The organism is Absicoccus intestinalis (genome assembly GCF_033971885.1).
GTDB lineage: Bacteria > Bacillota_I > Bacilli_A > Erysipelotrichales > Erysipelotrichaceae > Absicoccus > Absicoccus intestinalis.
Window position 1 is genome coordinate 80,596 of record NZ_JALBUS010000003.1, and the last position, 22,330, is coordinate 102,925.

Sequence of the window (22,330 nt, forward strand, 5' to 3'; positions counted from 1 at the left end):
CATTCACAGAAATAAGTCCTATCCGATATCATCGATCTTCTCGTCTGCGACGGAAGCTATGTCCTTTATCTTGATACATATTTAAATCGGCTTTCGTAAGCAGGGCATCAAAATCCGTTACTTTTCCACGAATGTATGCATAGCCGATGGCCATGCTGATGCCATTGATAGTTGCACTATCTCGCATATGCCGAATCAACAAAAGAATATCTCGTTGTTCAAGGTCCTCTGTCACAACAACAAACTCGTCTCCACCCGTTCGAAAAACGCAATCTTCGCCTGCACATTCCATGAGAATTCGCGCGGATTCACGGATCAGCATATCGCCAGCATGATGGCCCTTGGTATCATTTGTATTTTTTAATCCATTCAAATCGATGGAAATCACACCTAATATGCCATCTCCCTGCCATGTTCGGATCCTCTGCTCCAATGCTCGACGGTTTCCCGCACCGGTCAGTAAATCTATTGTACTTTGTCTTTCCAACTCACGTATACTGTTTCGGTTACGAACCATCACGGCAATGAAATCCGTCAATGTTGAATAGATCACGCTGCCTCTACGGAAACTTTCTTCGGATGGGTTGACAACCATCGTAAAGCCTTCTGTCTGATTTTGAAGTAAAAGTTGGCCAGATATAAAGCTTTGCAAGCCATGCATTCTTAGTTTAAAATCTGGATATTCCTTTTGAAAGGCCTTCATATCGTGAACCATGACCAGTCGCTCGGAAACAAATCTTGTATACAATGCACGTAGTTCTGTTCTTGGTATACTTTGCAGTTCTTCCTTCAATGGAATCACACCCGGTTTGGTCCATTCATAGGTAGCACTGACCGTATTGTCATCTCTTTCTTCAAAAATGAGGAACCGCTCTGGCTGCATGTATTCTGCAATACTTGACATTGTCATCTCAATGCCTTTTTCAGGATCTTCCTCTTCCATGCCACGGGATATTGCCTCATTGGCTCGCATCTCCTGATAAAACATCTCACGATCACCCGCTAACGTATCCAAGTACTCATTTATATTAAACGCAAAGGTAACCTTCAGTGTACGCTTTTCCCATATGGTCAAAAACGAACGGATAATCAGATTATCGCCTGTTTTGTGATTCATATGAGATAATGAGAGTGCACGATCCATTCGAAGCATCAAATTGGGACAATTCTTGCATGGCCCGTCATATCCTTCCAACGTCTGATAACAGAAACATCCTTTCAAACTGCATTCCCTGTCCAATCCAACATCATCTCGGGCAGCTTGATTCATATAGACAAGCTCAAACGTTTTGGGATCACTGATGATCACTCGTTCCGGTAAATCATCCAACAACTCCCGACGGACATAGATTCGATCCTCCGTATAAGTTCTTTCTCCATATGCTTCTTTTTCCGCACTATGCAGTCGACGAATCAGAAGTTGAAACATTTCATCAAGACTCATGACTTCAGAACCATAGACAATGGCATGCGTCATCAAAAGATTGATCTGAATACCAAGTTTTCGACACAATGATGGAAAGATTCCAGAAATTGTAGTCAGTTTTTCTTCGATTTGTTCTGCTTTTTCTCTTTGGCTGAAGCAAAGAAAACAACAAATTCCAATTCTTGCGATGGCCCAACCTGGTGTTAATTCTTCTCGAAGTGTTTCGGTAAGTTTTTCCAAAATGACTTTCGCATTCTCACTATTGTCACGCATCAGTTCAGCATACATAGGCACATCAATCAAAAGGCCCACATAATCAAGCTTTTCTATACGATATCGATCCGCATATAACAAGCCGGCTTCAATCGCTCCACGAAAGCTAAGAACGTCCGTTTCCTTATCAACCAATCCTAGATGCAATTCATCATTCTTTTTATCCGAACTTGTTTTATGAACCATACCCAATGTTCCTGCAAACTCCTTATCCAGATACCAGGGGATGCGTGAAATTTGAACTGGTTTGAATCGACCACCTGTCAACATCAACTCTTCCACTTGGGTTGTCGGATTTCCCAAATGAGGCTTCTTTTCTTTATCGGAATGCTTGTCAAGTAAAGGGAAACTGAAACCAATTTCTTCCTCGGATTTACCAATAAAATCGGATGTATCATGAAAATCTTCCATTGTCTGAAGACTTTTGCTGGCACCAAGAATGCGACCTTTCTGATCTTTCCAGTAAAATAAATATGGCGATGTTTCGCAAAGTACACGAAAAAGACTACTCTCTATCCTTGTTTCTAGTTGAATGGTGTCCGTTGTTGATATGCCAAAAGATTGGCAGAAGATGGGAAGTAGAGTGTTTCTATCTCTCTTGCACTCCCATATATCTTCGCGTTCACAAAGCAGAATATTCTTAGTCGCGCTCTTGTAGATCATCAATGTCTCGAACACTGTCCATCGAAAAGTGCCATCTGCTTTTCGGATGCGCAAAAGTTCGGTTTGGACAACACCTTCACTTTTTGTCTTTGTTTCTATATTTGCAGGATCAATAAATGCCGCAAAGCGTGCTCTATCATCTGGATAAACCAGCGTTTCAGAAAAATAAGCCAAAAAATCCTCAATCGATTGAACAGGTTCCGGATTCAATTCCGGATGGTTGGATCGCAGGATCTTAACTTCACCTTTTCCTCGTTCCATCACATAAAAGCCCTCATAGAATTGGAAGATATCACGCAGTGTATTGTCTAAGGTTTTCGCCTGTTGAATGGCTTCGTTGTTGCTGATATTGTAAATATGGGCTTCACCAATCCAGTGCTCTTCATCTCCAGCAATCCAACGAACACTAACCCTCATATATTGTCCATTATCGGCATAGGTCAGGGTTTCCTGGGATCTGGAATGCAACGCTTTTATCAAAAGTTGCTGAAACCTTCCTCGAAATGGATAGCTTGAATCCATAAGATACGCATTGGCTTCGTCCATCCCTTGCGTTCCCGTACTTCTCAATTCTCTTTTGTAGGCATCATTTTCAATAAGAAGTTCAATATTGGTTCCATCAAAACGGAAAAGTGCAGTGGGAGAATCCGAAATCACGTTAACACTTTCGGCAGCATCCATCAAATGAGCTTCCTCCGATTGCTCAAATTGGAGTCCCCTGCCATGATTAAAAGTAAATGTATCATCATATCTCATGGGCTTTCCATAGTAATAGCCCTGAATACGTCCACAACCAATTTTCTTTAAAAAAGAGACCTGCCCCTTTGTTTCGACGCCTTCTGCCAGTGTCTGTACACCCAGCATGCGCGCCATGGTGACCACCGAAGTGATGATTTGTCGACTTCGATCATCAAAATGACTGAAAAAACCCATATCGATTTTGATCACATCAAAATGATAATTGTGAAGCGTATTCAATGAAGAATATTCACTTCCAAAATCATCCATCCAAACTTGATAGCCAGCTTGCTGAAACTGAAAAACGACCTTGGACATGATCATTTTATTTTGGAACATCACTCGCTCCGTAATTTCAAAACAAAGCAATGTTCTTGGAATCTGATACCGCTTTACCATCTTCTCAATGGTATCCAGTGGATTGGCCACATCAAAGTCATATGCCGAAAGGTTCATGGAGACAGGAAGCAATGGTAGACCATTATCCATTCGATCTCGGATCACACGGCAAACTTGCTCCAAAACATACCGATCCAGTCGGTTGATCAACTGTGCATCTTCGAGAACCGGAATAAATACATCTGGAAAAATCATACCTTGTACCGGATCTTCCCAACGTGCTAAAGCTTCATAGCCACTTAATTTTCCCGTAAGGGTTCGAATCACAGGTTGAAAATACACCTTGATATAATGTTTTTCCAATGCCTCACCAAAATGACGTAAGATATATGTTTTTTTGGCAAGCATTTTTCCCAACGATGATCGATAAATGGCAATACTTCTGTTTCCGTCCGTCTTGATACTGTCACAAGCAATTTTCGCCAAATCGAAAGCATGTCTCAACGTTTCGATTGAATCTTTTTCCGTAGGCTTATAAATACCTACTTTCAACTGGATTCCATCGTCATTGATAAAGCTATTTATTTCGTTACAGACTTGTTCCAATTTTGTCTCTAGATCATCCGATGGCAACAATGCAACAAAATGATCCGCTGTCAGATGCCCAACCAAAGCATTAGGAAAACATCTCGTAATCGCATCTGCGATTTTTTTCAGGCACAAATCGCCTTGTTGCATGCCATATTGTCGATTGTATTCTTTAAAACTGGTCAAGTCGAAACTGACCGGACAAAAAGCGCGGACTTCCGGAAATGATTTTCGCTTTTCTGCCTGTTGGAGTGCCTCCTGGAAGAAATCATGCATCCCTAGAACCCCTGTTTTGTCTTTTGTCTGCAGATCATTTGTGATTTGTTCCGATGGAAACAGCAAGATCACAAACGTTTTTCCAAAAGAAGTTTCCTTGAGCGTGCCCACACCCACGGCTTTGCGAAAATGACCCTTTTGTGTCTGGTAGTGAAAAGAAAGCGTAAAATGAGCCGGATTTACACAAGCAATCTCTGATAGCGGCTTGTAATCCTTTTCTTCCATCAGATTCTGATATTTAGACGAGCAAAATTGTAAAAACGTATCCACATCTTCACATTCAAAAAGAGATGCAGCTTTCTCGTTTGCGAAAACGATCTCCTCCGTTTCATTCGCAAGGACAAAACAAACCGCTCCTTCAATTAAATCAAAATATTGTTCGTATTCTGTACGCAGTTGCTGCTGCTTAGGTACCATATTTTTTGTCTTATCCATGCCAATCACTCCTAGTTGGTCTATTTCTATTGATCAATGAAAACCATTTTCTACTAATATACCTTACACATATTAAAATTTCCATTTTTATTTTCCTTCGTTAAATCTTTAATTCAATCAATGGACAAACCAAAAATCATGGGCATTTTATTTGATTGTATGCTTATTTTTTTATAAATGGTTTTGTACCCAAAATATTTGTATCCTCACAGATAGCGACAATCTCGTACAAAAAATGCTGATGATTGCATCAACACGCTCCTTAGTGATCATAGACCATATGATCAAAACGTTTCATCGCAATGATGCCCATGCCTATGATCCATACAATAATACCAGTCAAGGTAAAAAACAATGGCAGACTCAACGTCTGTGGAGTCATGAGGGCACGAATGGCTTCATGGATCCAAGTCAACGGATCAATCAAGGTAATGATTTGCATGATCGGTAAGGTCGCCAATTGATTCCAAGTATAAAAGATACTTCCAAGAAATACCACGGGCATCAAGAAACCAGGAAACATAGACGCAATTTGACTGGATTAACGATGGTTCCAACAAGTAAACCACCGGCGTTTTGATGACTCTGATATCACGATGACCAAGATGGATAATCATATTTTCATAGAGATCATGAATCAATGGGCGTGTTGTGAAGGGAATGACTTGATCGGGTTCTACCTGGTAGAGATGATTGGCCATATCCATCATCACCTGCACATATTGTTTCCGATCCCTTTCGGTTACCGATAATGCCAATTCTTGATCATTGGGGTGCATCCATACTTCATGAAAAAAACCCATTCCTAACGCATGATCTAGATGACCATGACTCAATGGGCTTTTGGGTCAATGATGGACCAATGCCAGAAGATCAAACGTTCTCGTGCCTGTATCGATCAAAAGAGCCGATTCATCACCTTCTATATGATATGCGATTTCCGTTATAACTTCATTTTCCATTGTTAAAACTACCTCCTATCCAAACATGTTTTCTTATCACTACAGAGTCCGATTTTATCGTAATATACGTTTTCTGATTTTCCATGCTTTGCTTAAAAAAAAGACACATCGTGCCTTTCAATGTCCATGGGGAATCTGTTCCAAGGAATCCAAATTATGATCTTCTTTGATGAATTGACTCAATAAAATAGCTAAGGGAATCAAAGTGATCCAAATGGCTTTTCCAAGATATAAGTGACAGAAAACTGTACCAATCGTAGCTCCCGACAAGAAACAGACAAGCATACGGATATGTTTGAACAATTTCTCGCGATGACTTGTATCTTTTCCCTTGATCTCTTTCGCAAGGCCAATGCCAATCTGACGAATATGATTGGTCGCAAATGTTGTGGCCATGGGCGTTCCTTGTGCTTGTCGAAAGGTATTATATTGCATTGAAGCAATAAAATTAATGGCTACTTGTGAGATTTGTACAGGTGCACTCTCCGGAATGAATCCCAACCCCAAAACAACCAACATTTCGATGAACAACAATAAAGTATCCCAACGAATCGAAAGTGTATGTTTGATAGGATTTGGCAATAGTTCCGAAACCAAAGATCCCAACATATATGCACCAATCGGAATGACATAGTATAATCCATGACGGATATTCCCGGATCCCAATGCCATGCCCATCAAAACAACATTCCCTGTTTGTGCATTACAAAAAACATTACCTCGCAATACATACGTAAAGGCACCATAATATCCAGAAATGAGGATTAGCGTATAAAAAACCCAATTTTTTTCACACATCAAATACTCTTCTGATTTCATTGATTCTTTTCACCCCGCATGAAATATCCTATCATATTTTATTTTCTTTGCGTTTCTTTTTTTTAAAGATACATCCAAGGATCAAACCTATCAACATAGGGTAGAGCCAACCAAAACCAATTTGAAATAAAGGAATATGTGCATTCGCATAGGTGATCCATCCAAATGAAAAGGGTAAGGTCCGGATGCATTCAATCAAAGAACCAATCAAAGTTCCGCTCATGGTCCATCGTGCAACGATTTTCGATGTTCGAGTTAAAGAGAGCAACACCAACATAATGGCTAAAGGATATAACAACATTAAAATAGGGACCGAATATTGAATAATGGTGTCCAATCCCAAATTCGCAATCAACAACATACAACCGCTAAAGAAGAAAACCCATTGTTTGTAGGAAATGGATGGAAACATCTCATGAAAGGTCGTTGAAAAACTGGTTGCTAATCCAATATCTGTTTTCAGGCAAGCAAATAACACAATGGTTGCCAAAAGGATCATTCCTTGTTGAGAAAAAAAGTGAACCGCAATATGAGATAATACGATGCCTCCATTGCCGGCTAAAGTGGAATATCCTAGGCTATATGCGCCAACCACAGCCGTTAAGATGTAGATGATGGCCATCATCACCGAACACAAGATACCTGCTTTTAAGGTATTGTTCGCTATTGCTTTCGGATCGGTGATCCCATATTGTTGAATGACCTGAACTACAATAATACCGAATGCCAATCCAGCCAAAACGTCCATCGTATTATATCCGTTTAAGATGCCTTGCATCATCGGCGCCGTGGCATACAGTTTAGTGGAAGGATGTAATGGATAAGGATGCGATAAAGCCTGAATTAAAAGAATGGATAGGATGAACAAAAATAATGGATTTAATAATTTACCGATGCAATCCATAATTTTACCGGGACGAAGACTAAACCAAAGCATGACTCCGGTAAAGAGCAAAGAAAATAGAAACAGAGCCAATTGTGGTGATATCCGATAGGTAAATAAAGTATTGAATCCCATTTCAAACGGGACCGTTACACAGCGTGGTGCTGCAAAAAAAGGCCCAATCGTCAAATACAAAAGACAAGTAAACAAGAAGCCAAATCGAGGATGGATTCGTGAACTCAGATCCAATAGACCATGACTACCAGTGATTCCAAGTGAAGCAACCGCCAACAAGGGCATTCCAACGCCTGTGATTAAAAAACCAATTACAGCGGGTACGATATGCGTTCCCGATTGCTGGCCTAGATATGCAGGAAAGATCAAATTTCCTGCACCAAAAAACAATCCAAACAACATGCTGGATAATGTGATCATTTCTTTTTTTGTCAAATGTTTTTTCATTCCTGCCTCCATGAAAAAATGGACCAATTCTGATCCATTTTATTCTTCGATCATAGTACAGTTTGAATCCAAGTCAGATTGCCACTCATTTCATACTTGCCATCTTGTGCCGGGATAAAAACCGAATCTCCTTTTCGTAAAGGAAGGACTTGATCATCATAGGATAGGGCCCCTTGTCCATCCAATATGGTAAGACCTTGAAAACTCATTTTTGTGACGGTTTCCGTATAGGTTGTATCCACATGATATTTTGTACAAGTAAAATAATTATTTTTGGTTAAAACTTGTTCTGTATACCCATTCTTCTGGATCAAAGGTCCGTCTGCTTCTCCATTTTTACCAGATGGCGTTAAATTAGAAACATCGACAGCTTTATCAATATGCAATTGGCGTGGCTTGCCATCTTTACCAACCCGTCCAAAATCATAAACACGATAAGTTGAATTGGACGATTGTTGAATTTCAGCAATCATCAATCCGGCACCGATCGCATGGATCGTACCTGCTTGAATAAAGAAACAATCCCCTTTTTTGACATGTACTTTATTCAAATAATCACAAATCGTATCATCTTGAATATGCGCTCGATATTCTTCTTTTGTCATTGGTTCTTTTACACCATAATATAAGAAAGAATCTGGATCTGCTTCCATGACATACCAAAATTCATTTTTGCCAGGTTCATGTTCATGTTCCCATGCATACGTATCATCCGGATGCACTTGTATGCTCAATGGTTGTTTCGCATCAATAAATTTGATTAAGATAGGAAATGTTGCATCCTTGGCTGCTTTTGTGCCCCACAGATCTTTTGCATGTTGATCAATATAATCTTTAAACAACATACCATCGTAGGCACACCCAACAATGGTACTGCTCCCATCTTTATGAGCCGATAATTCCCACGATTCAGCCACCGGATCACAATCTGCTTTCTTATCATATTCATCAATTAAGCGACGACCACCCCAAAGATAATCTTTGAATGCGGGTCTTAATTGTATTACTTCCATAAAAGAATCCTCCTAAAACATTATAGAAATAAACATGCAGAAAAACAAGCAAATCCTGAATGCATGGCACCTTGTTTCCATATAGCCAATTCATGATAGGCTTTTTCGATTGCATGAGGCATCGTTTTGGCTTTTGACATGCATCCAGGCAAACCATCAAAATACACGATAAAACCACCGGTATAAGGATCTTCTTTGATGATCAAATTATATTCCATTCTTATCACCTCTACAGGTATCCTATCGTTTTATTTGACATTCTTACTGTCATAAAAAAAGAAGTAGCGAACTACTTCTCATTACATTTATTTTTTAAGGTTTGTGATGGACGAAATTTTGGTAATTTTGAAGAATGAATCATCATTTTTTCTTTCGTAATCGGATTGATTCCCATTCGTTCTTTACGATGAAAAATTTCAAACTTTCCAAAAGACGTAATATCCACATTGCCATCATCTTGTAATGCTTCACTCATTTCATCAAAAATGATATTTACCGCCTTCAATCCATCGGCTTTTGAAAGATTCAATTGCGTCGAAACACTCTGTGCAAGAGAATCCTTATTTACAAATTTACTCATCGAAACTCCTCTTTCAAATCGCGCAACATCAAACTATCTGCACACGTATCTGGTTTTTTATGATTATATAGAATTTGGTACACTTCCTCACAAATCGGCATAGAGATATGATTTTTTTCAGCCACACGATGTACGATCTTAGCGGTACGAACACCCTCTACCGTTTTGGTATTGTTGGCCCAAAAGTTCTCCACGGTATTTTCCTGACCAATTTGATATCCACACTCAAAATTTCGTGAATGCTTGCTAGTACAAGTTACGATCAAATCACCAATTCCGGTCAATCCCATAAACGTTCGTTCTTGTCCACCAAAGAAGGTACCATAACGAACCATTTCTTGAAGACCACGGGTAATCAAAGCAGCTCGCGTATTGTCTTGATAGCCAAGGCCCGATAAGATACCTGACGCAATGGCCATGACATTTTTTAATGCTGCACCCAGTTCACTACCAATTTCATCCGATCCTGTATAAATACGAAAATACCGATTCGAAAACAATGTTTGTACTTTTCGTGCATCTTCGATCTTTAAACTGATGGCATCAATGGTCGTCAACTGACGAATCACTACTTCTTCGGCATGGGAAGGTCCAATCAAAGAGACGACCGAACTCAATTTTTCCAAAGATATCGATCGACGAATGACATCGCTCATTCTCTCATTTGTTTCGGGATGAAAGCCTTTAGAAACATTGATCACGATCGTATTGGGTTTTAAATACTCGTTGATTTTCTTACACATATCCTCGATTGCAATGGTAGGGACAGCTAATAATACAAAATCCGCACCGGCTACGACCGACAAATCACGAGTTGCTGTCAATAATGGATTTAATTCTGTCTCTTTGAAATATTTCGTATTGTGATGATTTTCATTGATATCACTGACTTCCGCTTCATTACGGCCATATACGATCACATCTTGTTGATTATCTGCCAATACTTGTCCTAAGGCTGTTCCCCAACTACCACTACCTATAATAACTGTTCGCATATCTACCTCTTATGTTCTAGCACGTGCCAAAATCTTGATGGGCGTGCCTGTAAACAAAAATGCTTCCCGCAATTTGTTTTCAATATATCGTTGATAACTAAAGTGCAATAATTCTGGATCATTCACAAACAAAACAATGGTTGGTGGTTCGACTGCGACTTGTGAGGCATAATAAATCTTCAGCTGACGGCCATTATGCGGCTTAGGTGGATTTAACATCTGCGCATCTAAGATGACATCATTCAATACATTGGTAGGGATCCTTAAGCAGCAAGCATCATGCACTTCATTGATCAAAGGAAGTAATTGATTGACCTTGCTATGGGTCTTTGCTGAAACAAAGACAATGGGAGCATAATCCAAATACAAAAATTGATTGCGAATCTTCGTTTCAATTTCGTGCATGGTTTTCTCGTTTTTATCGACCGTATCCCATTTATTATAGACAATAATGACACCTTTTCCTGCATCATGAGCCAATCCAGCCACGTGTTTATCTTGTTCTCGAATGCCTTTTTCGCCATCAATCAAGAATAAAGCCACATCCGAACGATCGATGGCTTGTAAAGCACGTAATAAAGAATATTTTTCGATATTTTCATAAATCTTACCGCGCTTGCGAATACCCGCTGTATCAATGATGATATACTCTTGACCATCATATTTAAAAGGTGTATCGATGGCATCTCGCGTCGTTCCTTCGACATTGGATACAATGACACGTTGTTCTTGTAATATAGCATTGACCAAAGAACTCTTGCCAACATTGGGCTGACCAATAACACAAAAAGAAGTGATTCCATCATAGGAACGCATTTGCTTTTCGGGCAATAATTCCATAATTTTATCTAAGAGATCCCCAATCCCAATGCCATGGGCTCCCGATAAGACCATTGGATCACCCAGGCCCAATTGATAAAAATCATATTGCATCATCTGCAGGGTTTCATTATCCGATTTATTCACAGCTAAGATCACTGGTTTTTGGGCTTTTTGTAGCTTTCTTGCAATCAAAGCATCATCCGAGGTCACACCTTCTTTAGCGCTTGTTAAAAATACGATCACATCGGCTTCTTCAATCGCAATATCCACTTGCATATTGATTTCATCACCGAATGCCTGATTCTCTAATTGAATACCGCCGGTATCAATCAAACGAAATGATTGTGTCAACCATTCCACTTCACCATAGATACGATCACGAGTTACCCCCGGTGTATCATCGACAATGCTTTTTCGTTGACCAATCAAGCGATTAAAAACCGTTGATTTTCCCACATTGGGACGACCAACAATGGCGACTGTTCCACGTAACATAGCGAATCTCCTTTCTATTTATCGATTGGTATCAATTGTAAGATTGCTTCAACAACTTGTTGAATATTCATCTGTGAAGTATCAATTTCCGTTGCATCGTCTGCTTTTTTCAGTGGACCAATGGTTCGATGGCTATCTTGATAATCTCTTTGTTCAATATCATGTAAGATCTCATCATAATTGGCATCAATGCCTTGACTTCTATATTCTTTATATCGACGATCTGCACGAGCAGATGGACTGGCTGACATAAAAATTTTCACTTCGGCATCTGGTAATACCACGGTACAAATGTCACGACCATCCAAAATATATCCTTTTTCTTTGGCTATTTCTTGTTGTAAGGCAACCATTTTTTTACGAACGGGTTCTAAAGCAGCCACTTTCGAAGTTGCCATGGAAATTTCATTGGTACGAATCGCCTTCGAAACATCCATATCATTTAAATACACTTTTTTGTGATCAAAACGAATATGAATGTCAGCTAAAGCCTGATTGAGAGCATCTGGATCGTGGATATCCACTTGATGTGAAACCAAGTAATAAGCAACACAACGATACATAGCACCCGTATCCAAATGAATCATATGTAGTTTTTCAGCAACAATATCAGCAATTGTACTTTTTCCTACACCACTGGTTCCATCAATCGCAATATTTATTTTTTGATCCATGTTAAGCACCTAAATTTTTCATCATCATATAGGTTGCTCCAATGGCAATCGCCAACAAAATAACAAGAATAATCAATACTACATTCAAGATCGCACCGGTACGATTTTTCGCTTTTGGTTTTGGCTCCTTAACCGGCATTTGTTTCTTGGCCTTTTTCTTCTTTTTAGCTTTCTTTGGCTTTTGTTTTGGCTTTTCTATCGGTTTTTCCTCAACCGCAACAGAATCTGAAACTTCTTCTGGACGGGTAATGGTTTCTTCATCCTCTTCATAAGCATCTGAACTATCTAGATCGTCATCATCAAAATCAAAATCATCATGTGTCAATACGATCTTTTCTTTGGTTGTTTCTTTGACGGTTTCTGGTTTGGGTTCTTCGATTGGTGTATCTACCACAGGATGTACAGGCAATGGCTCATCACGCATAGGTAAAATATCGGTACCATCTTCATAGTCAACTGTATTTTGTTTTGGTTTTTCATCGACCTTTTCCTGAATCTTTGAAATAGGTAGTTCCATGGTCGATCCCAGCTCTTCTTCTTGTTGCTCCATGGGCATAAAATGTTCATTTCGATGCATGGCTTGCGTACCATCCAATTGTTTTAAGATATTGATTTGGGTATCATCCGATACCGTATTGCCATTTTCAATATTGTATTGTTTGACCTCATCAAACAAATGATCCATCACTGGACTGGTTGGTAATTCTTGTGTGACCGTATGCAAATTTTCTTCTCTTTTTCTTTGTGGTTGATCTGCATGCGATAAGGTTTGATTGGCCGAAGCAACACGACTCAATCGTTCTAAATTTTTATTTGTCGAAGGTTGTTGCGTTTGTGTCGTTTCACGATCTAACGATTCCCGCAATCCTTGATAACGTTTCATTCTTGAATATTTAGCCATAATGACCTCCCGATTTCATCCTATTAATTATACGAAAAAAATAACTATATATAAAGGAAAAAAGCCTTTTTTCAAGGCTTCTAGCGAACAGTCGTTCCTTCTACGATTGGTGCATATTGCATCGCAACCGATTTCATTCCCGCATGTGCATTGATGACTGGTGATAAAACATCTTCTTGCCAAACGGCCGTTGGAAAATACTTTTTCAACTCTTGTCGAGCCACTTCTTTTCCTTCAGGATTGCGTGAATCCATCAAAAAGAAAACATACTTATCCGGATCATCCACATCTTCGCAACAAAACTTAACAGCTGTCTTGACCGATTTTGTCATCGTTCGAACTTTCGCTCGCATTCCTACTTTTCCTTGGGTGCGATACGAAACTTCACAAATCGGTTTGATTTGCAGCATACCCGCAAATTTCGCTGCAAACGGTGTCAAACGACCACCCTTAGCTAAATGATTCAGATCATAGGGTTCTAAATATCCTTTGGATTTTTCGATGGAAACATTTAAACGACGCACGATCTCATCAGGATCTACCCCTTTTTCAACAAGCTCTCTGGCAGCTTTCGCCCAATATCCCTCAACCGCTAATGTTGTATAGGTATCCATCGTATGTACTTTTATACCATATTCACGTCCTGTGGATTCAACCAAAGCACGAGTCCCAGATAGTCCTGGTGACATATGAACAGCAACAACATCCGTGACACCATCTTTGACATATTGTTCAAATAAAGCGCGGGCACGAGCTGGTTTTGGCTGACTTGTCATCGCATACGCTCCCGTATCCATGATATCAAATAAGCCTTCTGTCGTGATATCGATACCATCATCATAGGTTTTGTCCCCTATGTATATTTGCATAGGCAAAATATCAATATCATATTGTTTTCCTTGTTCCTGTGTCAAACAGCCGCCACTTTCGGTTACAACGCGAACTTTCATACTTCTTCTTTCCCTTCTTTATTTTCATGATCACTTTTTTTATGTGCACATACATAAATAATTCCACCAACGAAACCACCTAAAGTGTTATAGAAGATATCAGATAACTGAAATGAGCCCAATTTCAATAATAGCTGTAAAAATTCAATACATATAGAAAACAAAAAAGAATATGTGATGGAATGAACTAAGATCCAACGAGCCTTATATTCTTTCATTTGGGAGATCATCCAAAAATATAAAATCGTAAATGGAATAAACAAAATAAAGTTTTCAATACCTTCTGTTTGGATATGACCTTCACTATCATACAAGCTCCAAATACCCAATACATTATTCAATGGATCGACCCATAATTGTCGACATAATAAGGTACGGAATAAGATCATAGCACAATAAAAAGCAAAATAGAAAACATACCGATAACTTTTATGTTTTTGAAAATTGGTTAAGAAAATCTTAATTGCTCGTTTGAATCCCCCGTTTTGTTGAGCAAACATATATAAAAACATAAATAAAAAAGCAAATACCAATGCACTGAAAAATTCTTGGTATAAACTTGCCAAAACATTGGTAAGAACATTACTAAAAATTTGCATTCTATATCCCCCGTGGTGCTATCTTATCATTATTTACATCAAAAAAAAAGAGGTCATGCATGACCTCAATTATTTTGCACGACCCGAATACTTACCATCTGATGTATTGATGACGATCATTTCATCTTGATTGATAAACAAAGGCACTTTTACTTGTAAGCCTGTTTCCAAAACCGCATTTTTCAATGCAGATGTAGCTGTATCACCTTTGACAGCAGGTTCAGCTTCCACAACTTGTAAGGTTACTTTATCTGGTAATTGAACCCCTAAGATCTCCCCTTCATAACTTGTGATATTGACGATATCTTCTGGTTTCATGAATTGACGCTCCCAAGTTAAACGATCCTTTGGAATTTCAATTTGATCATAGGTTTCATTGTCCATGAAGACCAAAGAATCTTCTGTATCATATAAATATTGCATCTCGCGCTTTTCGATTTCGGCTGGTTGTACCTTTTCGCCACCACCCCAAGATAATTCAACATTGCTGCCAGTACGTAAATTACGTACCTTTGCCTTAACGACCATTGCACTACGAGCTGTTTTGTTTTGAGATGTATCTAATACAACATAAATGTCATTATCTACCGCAATTGTTTGTCCGGGTTTCAAATCATTTGAACTAATCATATTCTTTTCTCCTTAACCTTTTCCATTGTATAAAATACGTTTTATTTGTCAACTCAAACCTTTCATGCAAAGTAAAAGACGTCCAAAGACGTCTTTTACAATACCGAAAGGAATCGATATGAATAAATATCCCACATACGTTAAGGAAGGATGCGTCGCATGTGAGCATTTGAGATTGAGCCTGATCTCAAACTTTATCCATTCACATAATACATTATTTTTTAAAAAATGTAAACACTTACACTAGAAATAAATAAAATATACTTAAAGAATCATAGGCGGAATGCTACAGCTGCCGCTTCTTCGGTTGCCTTGTTGGCTTGTCCAGCTTGTGAAGCATCACCAATCACATAAACTTCTGGACATAGATCTTTTATCTCGGCTTCCAGTGGATTATAGGATTTGGATCCCATCGCAATGATGATACTATCAAAGCCAGTCGCTTCTTTTTCTTTATGATCCTGTTCATAGACAAGGCCATCCTTTGTGAACTTTTTAATGGTAGCTCCTAAAATATAGGCGGTATCATTGGAATCAAGACGTGCTTTTAAGTGTGTGCCCACACCTAATACACCATAATTGATGGTAGGAATCTGATCGATGATGGTACTATGACGACCGGCCCGCTCTCTTAAGAAATCGGCACATTCCAATCCAACCAAACCACCACCGACGATCAATACATTGTGACCGACACGAACTTTACCCTCAATGACATCATTGGCCATAAAGACATGTTCACCATCAATGCCTTCAATTGGTGGTTTTGACTGTTTTGCACCTGTCGCTAACACAACCGCATCAGGATGTAAATCGGCAATCAATTCTTTTGTAGCTGTGGTATTGGTCATATATTCAACGCCTTGTTTCTTTCCTTCTTGGATCCAGAAACGCAATGGATTGGCCAATAAAGATTTAGCTGGTGGCAATGCGGCAATGCGGAATTGACCACCCAATTTTTCTTGTGCTTCAATGACCTTCACTTGATGTCCTTTTTTGCTGGCAACATAGGCTGTATACAAGCCAGCTGGACCAGAACCAACCACAACCACATTTTTCGGATGATCCACTGGATCAAATGTATATTCTGCTTCATGTCCTACACGTGGATTGACCAAACAACAAGCTTGTAAATGATTGGGATCCGTCATATATCCCATACAAGATTGTAAACAGTTGATACAAGGAGAAATTTCAGATATTCTTCCCTCCTTCGTTTTATTCGGAAATTCAGGGTCAGCTAAAGATTGTCTGGAGATGGATACAAAATCGGCTTTGCCTGTTTCCAAGATATCTTCGGCAATTTCTGGGGTATTGATACGATCAATCGCAATCACCGGAATATGTACACTTTCACGAATGGCTTTGGCATTGTTTGCATTAAATCCCATCGGTTCATCTTCTGGTGCGGACATCCAATCCAAAGATGCATAGGTACAAATTGTCACTTCGATGGCATCATATCCAGCTTCCTCGAAATATTTCGCAAAGATCTTGGTATCGGAAATCGTCATTCCTCCAGGTACTTTTTCTTCACCCGACAATTTTATGATGACAGGATAGTCGTCTCCACATTTGCGTTTGACATCCTTGCAGATTTCACACGCAAAACGAGCACGGTTTTCTAAACTACCACCAAATTCATCAAATCGTCGATTGGTAAATTGAGATAAAAATTGCTGGACTAAATAGCCATGGCCAGCATGAACTTCCACACCATCAAAGCCTGCTTTTTTTGCTCGCAAAGCAGCATCACCAAACATATGGATATTATCCCAAACTTCTTCTGTCGTGAGTTCATGGGGCACTTCATCAAAGATTGGACAAGCTAATGGAGAAGGGGCAGATACTTCATGTCCTAATATGGTTTTTGTATATTGTCTTCCTGGTTGATGCAATTGTGGAAATACACAAGCTCCCTGCTGATGGATCGCATCGGTGACTTCCTTCCAAGCTGCAATATGCTTATCATCACCTAACGAAGGCTCAAATGGTGTACAAAATTCACTATCTTGTACACGTGTGACCTCAGTGATGATCAAACCATATCCCCCTTTGGCACGTGCTTCATAATAGGCTTTTGTTCGTGCAGTCGGGGTACCACCCAATTCAGCAAAACCAACACCCATGGCTCCCATCACAAAACGGTTTTTCAACTGTAAAGAACCAATTTGACCGGGTTCAAATAATTTGTCAAAATTCATTTTTATACCTCCTGTTGATTGAACTATACCTATTTTAATATTCTTGTTATTTTTTTCACATGTTAAAACAAACGAATTGTTCTATAATATTTGTGCAATTTGCACAAACGAAAGGAATAAAATTCTATGCTCGAAAAAGAAAAGATTGCCTTATTTGATATGGTGACTGCCGATTTAAGTTTTTCTTCTTTGATTGAAAATATTCAAAAAAAGATATTTGATAATCCCATCATGATCACAAATACCTATTTTAAAGTGATTGCCATGAGCACCGATACCGATTTTAATGACGATGTCTGGAATTATGCGAAAAAGTATCATTGCTGTTCAAAAGAATCCATTCTTTCCTTTCGAGAAGATTCTGCATCCAAACGATTGTTTTCTCAAAACAAATCCTTTTTATATAAAACAAATCTAGGAAAGAACATTCCACGGATCTTAGGTCGGATAGCTAAAAATGATGTTGTATATGGCTATATTATTATTTTTGAGATCAATCATAAACTGGAAGACATCGATATACAAAAATCAAATTTGGTATGCAAGGTCTTGAGCCCTCTGCTTGCCAACAAAACAACGAACGATTCCATTTACAATTCACGTAGAGAATACTTTTATTTGAACTTATTGCATATCAACGAAAACAATAAATTAGAGATTGAAAATGAGATTCTTCAATTTCAATGGGATTTTAAAAGTTATTTTCAAGTGTTATCCATCATTTGTCCAACGGATAAAAGCCACTATATTTATTTAAGCAATGAAATCAATAAGATTGCACAAGATGTCACTTCTTTTATCTATGCAGATCAGATTTTGACCGTGCTTAATTTTAATGATGAAAATATAAAAAACACGTACATAAAACAAATTCAACAACTTCTGATCGACTTTCCAGTAAAAATCGGAATCAGTCGAACCTTTTATGATTTATCCGAGCTCAAAGTATATTTTCATCAAGCCCTACGTGCTCGAGAACTTGGTGTATTGATCCATAAAAATGAAATCCTGTATCCATTTTATCAATATGAATATTATGATATGATCGCACATTATCCATCAAAAGAATGGCCTTCTTTGATATGTAACGAATATCATTTATTAAAAACATATGATACGGTTAATCACACACAACTCCTACAAACTTGTATTACCTATTTTTTAACTGGATCCAAGGTATCAAAAGCCGCACAAGAATTGGGAATTCATAGAAATACTTTGTTATATCGTTTATCCACGATTGAAGAAATCATCCATAAAAACAGCAGTGATGTTAAAATATTGGATCTAATTTATCATTCCCGTTTGATCGATCAACTGATGCAAGTTCAGGATAGCAGCATCTATGACCCGGATTCTTAGAAAGTTTCAAAAAAAAAGAAGTAGAGGAAAAATTCCTCTACTCCGTTTCAATCAATCCATAATCGCCATCTTTACGTTTATAGACAACCGCTATCTTTTCTGTTTCATCATCGGTATAAATGAAGAAATCATGTCCTAACAATTCCATTTTCATGATGGCTTCATCCAAGCTCATTTCTTGCGGTTCAATGGATTTTGTTTTGACAACTTCATCAATATCATCTCCTGCAGATTCTTCTTCATCAAGGAATGCCTCTGCTAAAGATAATCGATTCTTTCTTTGCAGACGTGTTTTTTGACGACGAATCTGATCTTCTAGTTTGTCAATGGCTAAATCAATGGCAGCATACAAATCATCATCTACAACTTCAGCACGTAATATTGCATATTTTGTTGGAATCGTGACCTCGATTTTCTGGCCAACCGGATAGGTCCGAATCAACACTTTGGCAGTGACGTTATCGTCGATCAAGAAATACTTCGTCAAGTGATCCAGCTTTTTGTTGACCTTTTCGGCAATAGCCGGTGTAACCTTCACGTTTTTTCCCACAATATTAACTTTCATAATAACACCTCCCAAAGTTGTTATTGTTTCTATAAAAAGTATACCATATTTCATTGGGTATGACTACATTCTAGCTTCCCAAGCTTAATCCAACGTTAAACCCTTGCATCTTTCATCTTTTTATTTCGTACTAGATTCATTCCATCATAGTTGCTATAGTGGAATAGCTAAAAACTTATGGTCTTATCTGTTATTGGATCCAATCATCCATATAAAGAGCAATAAAAGGAGGACATCATGAACAATCCGTATCCCTATTCCGATGACAATAAGCGTTACCAAACGATGAATTATTACTTTAAACATGCCTATCGACATAAAGTAGCCAAAGTTCCCTTAAATGCAGGATTTACCTGTCCCAATCGAGATGGTACAAAAGGAATGGGTGGTTGTACGTTTTGTTCGGCTTTGGGTTCTGGAGACAGTATTCTTCATTTTCAAGATACTCTTTCGATTCAATACCAAACGGGTCTAGAGCGCATGCGACAAAAATGGCCCCATTGTTTAGGTTTTGCCTATTTCCAATCCTTTTCCAATACGTATGCACCATTGGATGTTTTACGATCCATCTATGATCCATTTTTTAATGATCCGACGGTGACAGGTGTAGCCGTCGCCACACGAGCCGACTGTTTGGAACCCGATGTACTGGATTATCTCGCTAAACAAGCTTCAAAAAAAGAAGTCTGGATCGAATTGGGCTTACAAACCATTCATGAAAAAACTATGAAACATCTCAATCGTTGTCATGGTACACAAATTGTCTGGGATCAACTAGCAAAGATTCGGCATACACCCATCAAAACATGTGTCCATTTAATGAATTCGTTACCTGGTGAATCCAAAGAAGATATGATTGACAGTGCCACAGCCGTTGCTGCTCATCATCCCGATGCGATCAAGATCCATATGTTACATCTATTAAAAGGAACCCAATTAGCCAAAGAATATGAAATCCATCCCTTTCCGATTCTTTCTTTAGAAGACTATGTAGATATTGTAGTATCGCAATTGGAAGTCTTACCACCCGATATGATCATTGAACGATTAACAGGTGATGGCTTAGCCGATGAATTGATCCTGCCCACTTGGACAATAAAAAAGACCATCGTTCTCAATGAAATTGATAAACGAATGGCCCGTTTGGATACTTATCAAGGTAAATATTATTGTAGTTCCAAGCAATAGTAACGTTTCTTTCCTCGGCGAATGATCACACAACCATCCACATAGGCATCTTTCGAAGAAATGATGGCATGCACATCTTGTACTTTGACACCATTGACACTGATGGAATTTCCTTTGATCCATTCACGTGCTTCTCGTTTGGAAGAAGCAATATGTGTATTGACCAAAACATCTTCTAAGATTTGGTTATCTGGACAAGATGTTTTTTCCATATTCTTGACTGCATCATGACGTTCGGATGTATCCAAATCCGCCAATTTTCCTCGGAATAAAGCATTGGTAATCTTTAATGCCGAATCCAAAGCTTCTTGACCATGCAGATCACGGACAACTTCACTGGCTAAGGCTTTTTGTGCTTCTCGTTTATGAGGTGCTTCTTTTAAGGATACTTCTAAGGCATCAATTTCTTCTTTGGTAAGGAAGGTCAATTTCTTTAAATATTCAATAACCTTGGCATCTTCCGTATTAAACAAGAATTGGTATAAATCATATGGACTGGTTTTTTCTGGATCCAACCAAACCGTTCCCGTTTCACTCTTACCAAACTTCGTTCCATCGGCTTTGGTGATCAAAGGCATTGTCAAACCATACGCTTTGGCATCGGCTCCGCATTTTTTACGAATCAATTCCAAACCGGATGTAATATTGCCCCATTGATCTTGTCCACCAATCTGTAAGGTACAATTCTTCGTTTTGTATAATGTATAGAAGTCTAATGACTGCAAGATCATATACGAGAATTCCGTATAAGAAATACCCGATTCCAAACGTTTTTTAACGGTTTCTTTATTCAACATATAGGTGATATTGAATAGTTTTCCATAATCACGTAAAAAATCAATGATTGTAACATCTTTGGTCCAATCCAAGTTATTGACCATCTCAAAACCAAACAATTTTTGAATCTGATCATGGAGGGCATCAAAGTTGTGCTTTAGAACTTCCGGGGTCAACATTTGTCGCTCGCCGGTTGCTTTTGGATCCCCAATAAAACCTGTCGCACCACCCACTAACATAATGGGATGATGGCCATGTTGCTGCAAACGTTTTGCCATTAATAAGCTTGAATAATGACCAATATGCAAACTATCGGCTGTTGGATCGGTACCAATATAGAATGTCACCTTTTCATTGTTGATGACATCTTTAACTTCAGGACTTGTGACATTATCAATCAAGCCACGCCATTCTAATTCTTCAAAAAGTTCCATGTCTGTCTCCTTCTCATAAAAAAAGAACATATCATCCAAGGGACGAAATGTTCGTGTTACCACCCTAATTTATCTAAAGATCACTCTTTAGACCTTCGTGACTGTTTCCAGTTCATCCTTTAATGCAGGATATACAAGCAGCTCCCAAGCTGTATTCCATAGCCGATAGACAGTTTTTCACCAACCAACTGTTCTCTAAACTATCCTTTCTATGCCTTGTCTTGTTCTTTGCCTTGGTTGCATCATAACATATTCATTCTCACAAACGCAAACACTT

General features: G+C 38.7%; 20 protein-coding genes and 1 other annotated feature. Of the genes, 2 read left to right on the forward strand and 18 right to left on the reverse strand.

Annotation, left to right across the window (positions count from 1 at the left end):
- Positions 1–28: 28 nt before the first annotated feature.
- From MOZ64_RS02655 to MOZ64_RS02730, 16 genes are all read right to left on the reverse strand, one after another.
- Positions 29–4,738: a sensor domain-containing diguanylate cyclase gene (locus MOZ64_RS02655; protein ID WP_320325075.1), complete on the reverse strand. Its 4,710-nt coding sequence runs from the start codon at positions 4,736–4,738 to the stop codon at positions 29–31.
- A gap of 262 nt (positions 4,739–5,000) precedes the next feature.
- Positions 5,001–5,180 carry a hypothetical protein gene (locus tag MOZ64_RS02660; protein WP_320325076.1) on the reverse strand — a complete coding sequence of 60 codons (180 nt, stop codon included), beginning with the start codon at positions 5,178–5,180 and terminating at the stop codon, positions 5,001–5,003.
- Positions 5,158–5,541 (reverse strand): hypothetical protein, encoded by a 384-nt coding sequence (locus MOZ64_RS02665; RefSeq protein WP_320325077.1) that lies wholly within the window; start codon positions 5,539–5,541, stop codon positions 5,158–5,160. The genes MOZ64_RS02660 and MOZ64_RS02665 overlap by 23 nt, the downstream gene beginning before the upstream one ends.
- A 276-nt stretch (positions 5,542–5,817) precedes the next feature.
- Positions 5,818–6,519: a YoaK family protein gene (locus tag MOZ64_RS02670; protein WP_320325078.1), complete on the reverse strand. Its 702-nt coding sequence runs from the start codon at positions 6,517–6,519 to the stop codon at positions 5,818–5,820.
- Between the two features lie 31 nt (positions 6,520–6,550).
- Positions 6,551–7,864, reverse strand: a complete 1,314-nt coding sequence (gene brnQ / locus MOZ64_RS02675; RefSeq protein ID WP_320325079.1) for a branched-chain amino acid transport system II carrier protein — start codon at positions 7,862–7,864, stop codon at positions 6,551–6,553.
- Positions 7,865–7,914: 50 nt separating this feature from the next.
- On the reverse strand, positions 7,915–8,877 hold the full coding sequence (locus MOZ64_RS02680) for a type I phosphomannose isomerase catalytic subunit (RefSeq protein ID WP_320325080.1): 963 nt from the start codon (positions 8,875–8,877) through the stop codon (positions 7,915–7,917).
- 20 nt (positions 8,878–8,897) lie between these two features.
- Positions 8,898–9,095 (reverse strand): type II toxin-antitoxin system HicB family antitoxin, encoded by a 198-nt coding sequence (locus tag MOZ64_RS02685; protein WP_320325081.1) that lies wholly within the window; start codon positions 9,093–9,095, stop codon positions 8,898–8,900.
- A 71-nt stretch (positions 9,096–9,166) separates the two neighbouring features.
- The gene (locus MOZ64_RS02690; protein ID WP_320325082.1) at positions 9,167–9,457 is read right to left on the reverse strand and encodes an HU family DNA-binding protein; all 291 of its coding nucleotides are present in this window, start codon (positions 9,455–9,457) and stop codon (positions 9,167–9,169) included.
- Entirely contained in the window at positions 9,454–10,452 is a 999-nt protein-coding gene (locus MOZ64_RS02695) for an NAD(P)H-dependent glycerol-3-phosphate dehydrogenase (protein WP_320325083.1), read from the reverse strand. Before MOZ64_RS02695 ends, MOZ64_RS02690 begins: the two co-directional genes overlap by 4 nt.
- 9 nt (positions 10,453–10,461) lie before the next feature.
- Positions 10,462–11,769, reverse strand: coding sequence for a ribosome biogenesis GTPase Der (gene der, locus MOZ64_RS02700; protein ID WP_320325084.1), 1,308 nt, complete (start codon positions 11,767–11,769; stop codon positions 10,462–10,464).
- A gap of 14 nt (positions 11,770–11,783) precedes the next feature.
- Positions 11,784–12,443: a (d)CMP kinase gene (gene cmk, locus MOZ64_RS02705; RefSeq protein WP_320325085.1), complete on the reverse strand. Its 660-nt coding sequence runs from the start codon at positions 12,441–12,443 to the stop codon at positions 11,784–11,786.
- A 1-nt stretch (position 12,444) separates the two neighbouring features.
- On the reverse strand, positions 12,445–13,344 hold the full coding sequence (locus MOZ64_RS02710) for a hypothetical protein (RefSeq protein ID WP_320325086.1): 900 nt from the start codon (positions 13,342–13,344) through the stop codon (positions 12,445–12,447).
- An 80-nt stretch (positions 13,345–13,424) separates the two neighbouring features.
- Entirely contained in the window at positions 13,425–14,294 is an 870-nt protein-coding gene (locus tag MOZ64_RS02715; protein WP_320325087.1) for a DegV family protein, read from the reverse strand.
- Complete coding sequence (locus MOZ64_RS02720; RefSeq protein WP_320325088.1) at positions 14,291–14,893, reverse strand: VanZ family protein; 603 nt, start codon at positions 14,891–14,893, stop codon at positions 14,291–14,293. Before MOZ64_RS02720 ends, MOZ64_RS02715 begins: the two co-directional genes overlap by 4 nt.
- A gap of 69 nt (positions 14,894–14,962) precedes the next feature.
- Positions 14,963–15,523: an elongation factor P gene (gene efp / locus MOZ64_RS02725; protein WP_320325089.1), complete on the reverse strand. Its 561-nt coding sequence runs from the start codon at positions 15,521–15,523 to the stop codon at positions 14,963–14,965.
- A gap of 272 nt (positions 15,524–15,795) precedes the next feature.
- Positions 15,796–17,727 carry an oxidoreductase gene (locus MOZ64_RS02730; RefSeq protein WP_320325090.1) on the reverse strand — a complete coding sequence of 644 codons (1,932 nt, stop codon included), beginning with the start codon at positions 17,725–17,727 and terminating at the stop codon, positions 15,796–15,798.
- A gap of 126 nt (positions 17,728–17,853) precedes the next feature.
- Between MOZ64_RS02730 and MOZ64_RS02735 the strand changes: the two genes are divergently transcribed.
- A complete protein-coding gene (locus tag MOZ64_RS02735; RefSeq protein WP_320325091.1) occupies positions 17,854–19,089 on the forward strand; it encodes a PucR family transcriptional regulator in 1,236 nt (411 codons plus the stop codon).
- 37 nt (positions 19,090–19,126) lie between these two features.
- On the opposite strand, the gene hpf is transcribed toward MOZ64_RS02735, so the two are convergent.
- The gene (gene hpf, locus MOZ64_RS02740; protein WP_128519865.1) at positions 19,127–19,654 is read right to left on the reverse strand and encodes a ribosome hibernation-promoting factor, HPF/YfiA family; all 528 of its coding nucleotides are present in this window, start codon (positions 19,652–19,654) and stop codon (positions 19,127–19,129) included.
- Between the two features lie 237 nt (positions 19,655–19,891).
- Here hpf and mnmL point away from each other — a divergent pair, with 237 nt between their 5' ends.
- Positions 19,892–20,842, forward strand: a complete 951-nt coding sequence (mnmL, locus tag MOZ64_RS02745; RefSeq protein ID WP_320325092.1) for a tRNA modification radical SAM protein MnmL/YtqA — start codon at positions 19,892–19,894, stop codon at positions 20,840–20,842.
- On the opposite strand, the gene tyrS is transcribed toward mnmL, so the two are convergent.
- Positions 20,821–22,053, reverse strand: coding sequence for a tyrosine--tRNA ligase (gene tyrS, locus MOZ64_RS02750; protein WP_128519868.1), 1,233 nt, complete (start codon positions 22,051–22,053; stop codon positions 20,821–20,823). The two genes, mnmL and tyrS, sit on opposite strands and share 22 nt — an antisense overlap.
- Before the next feature lie 35 nt (positions 22,054–22,088).
- Positions 22,089–22,291 (reverse strand) — a binding site (T-box leader).
- Positions 22,292–22,330: the final 39 nt, after the last annotated feature.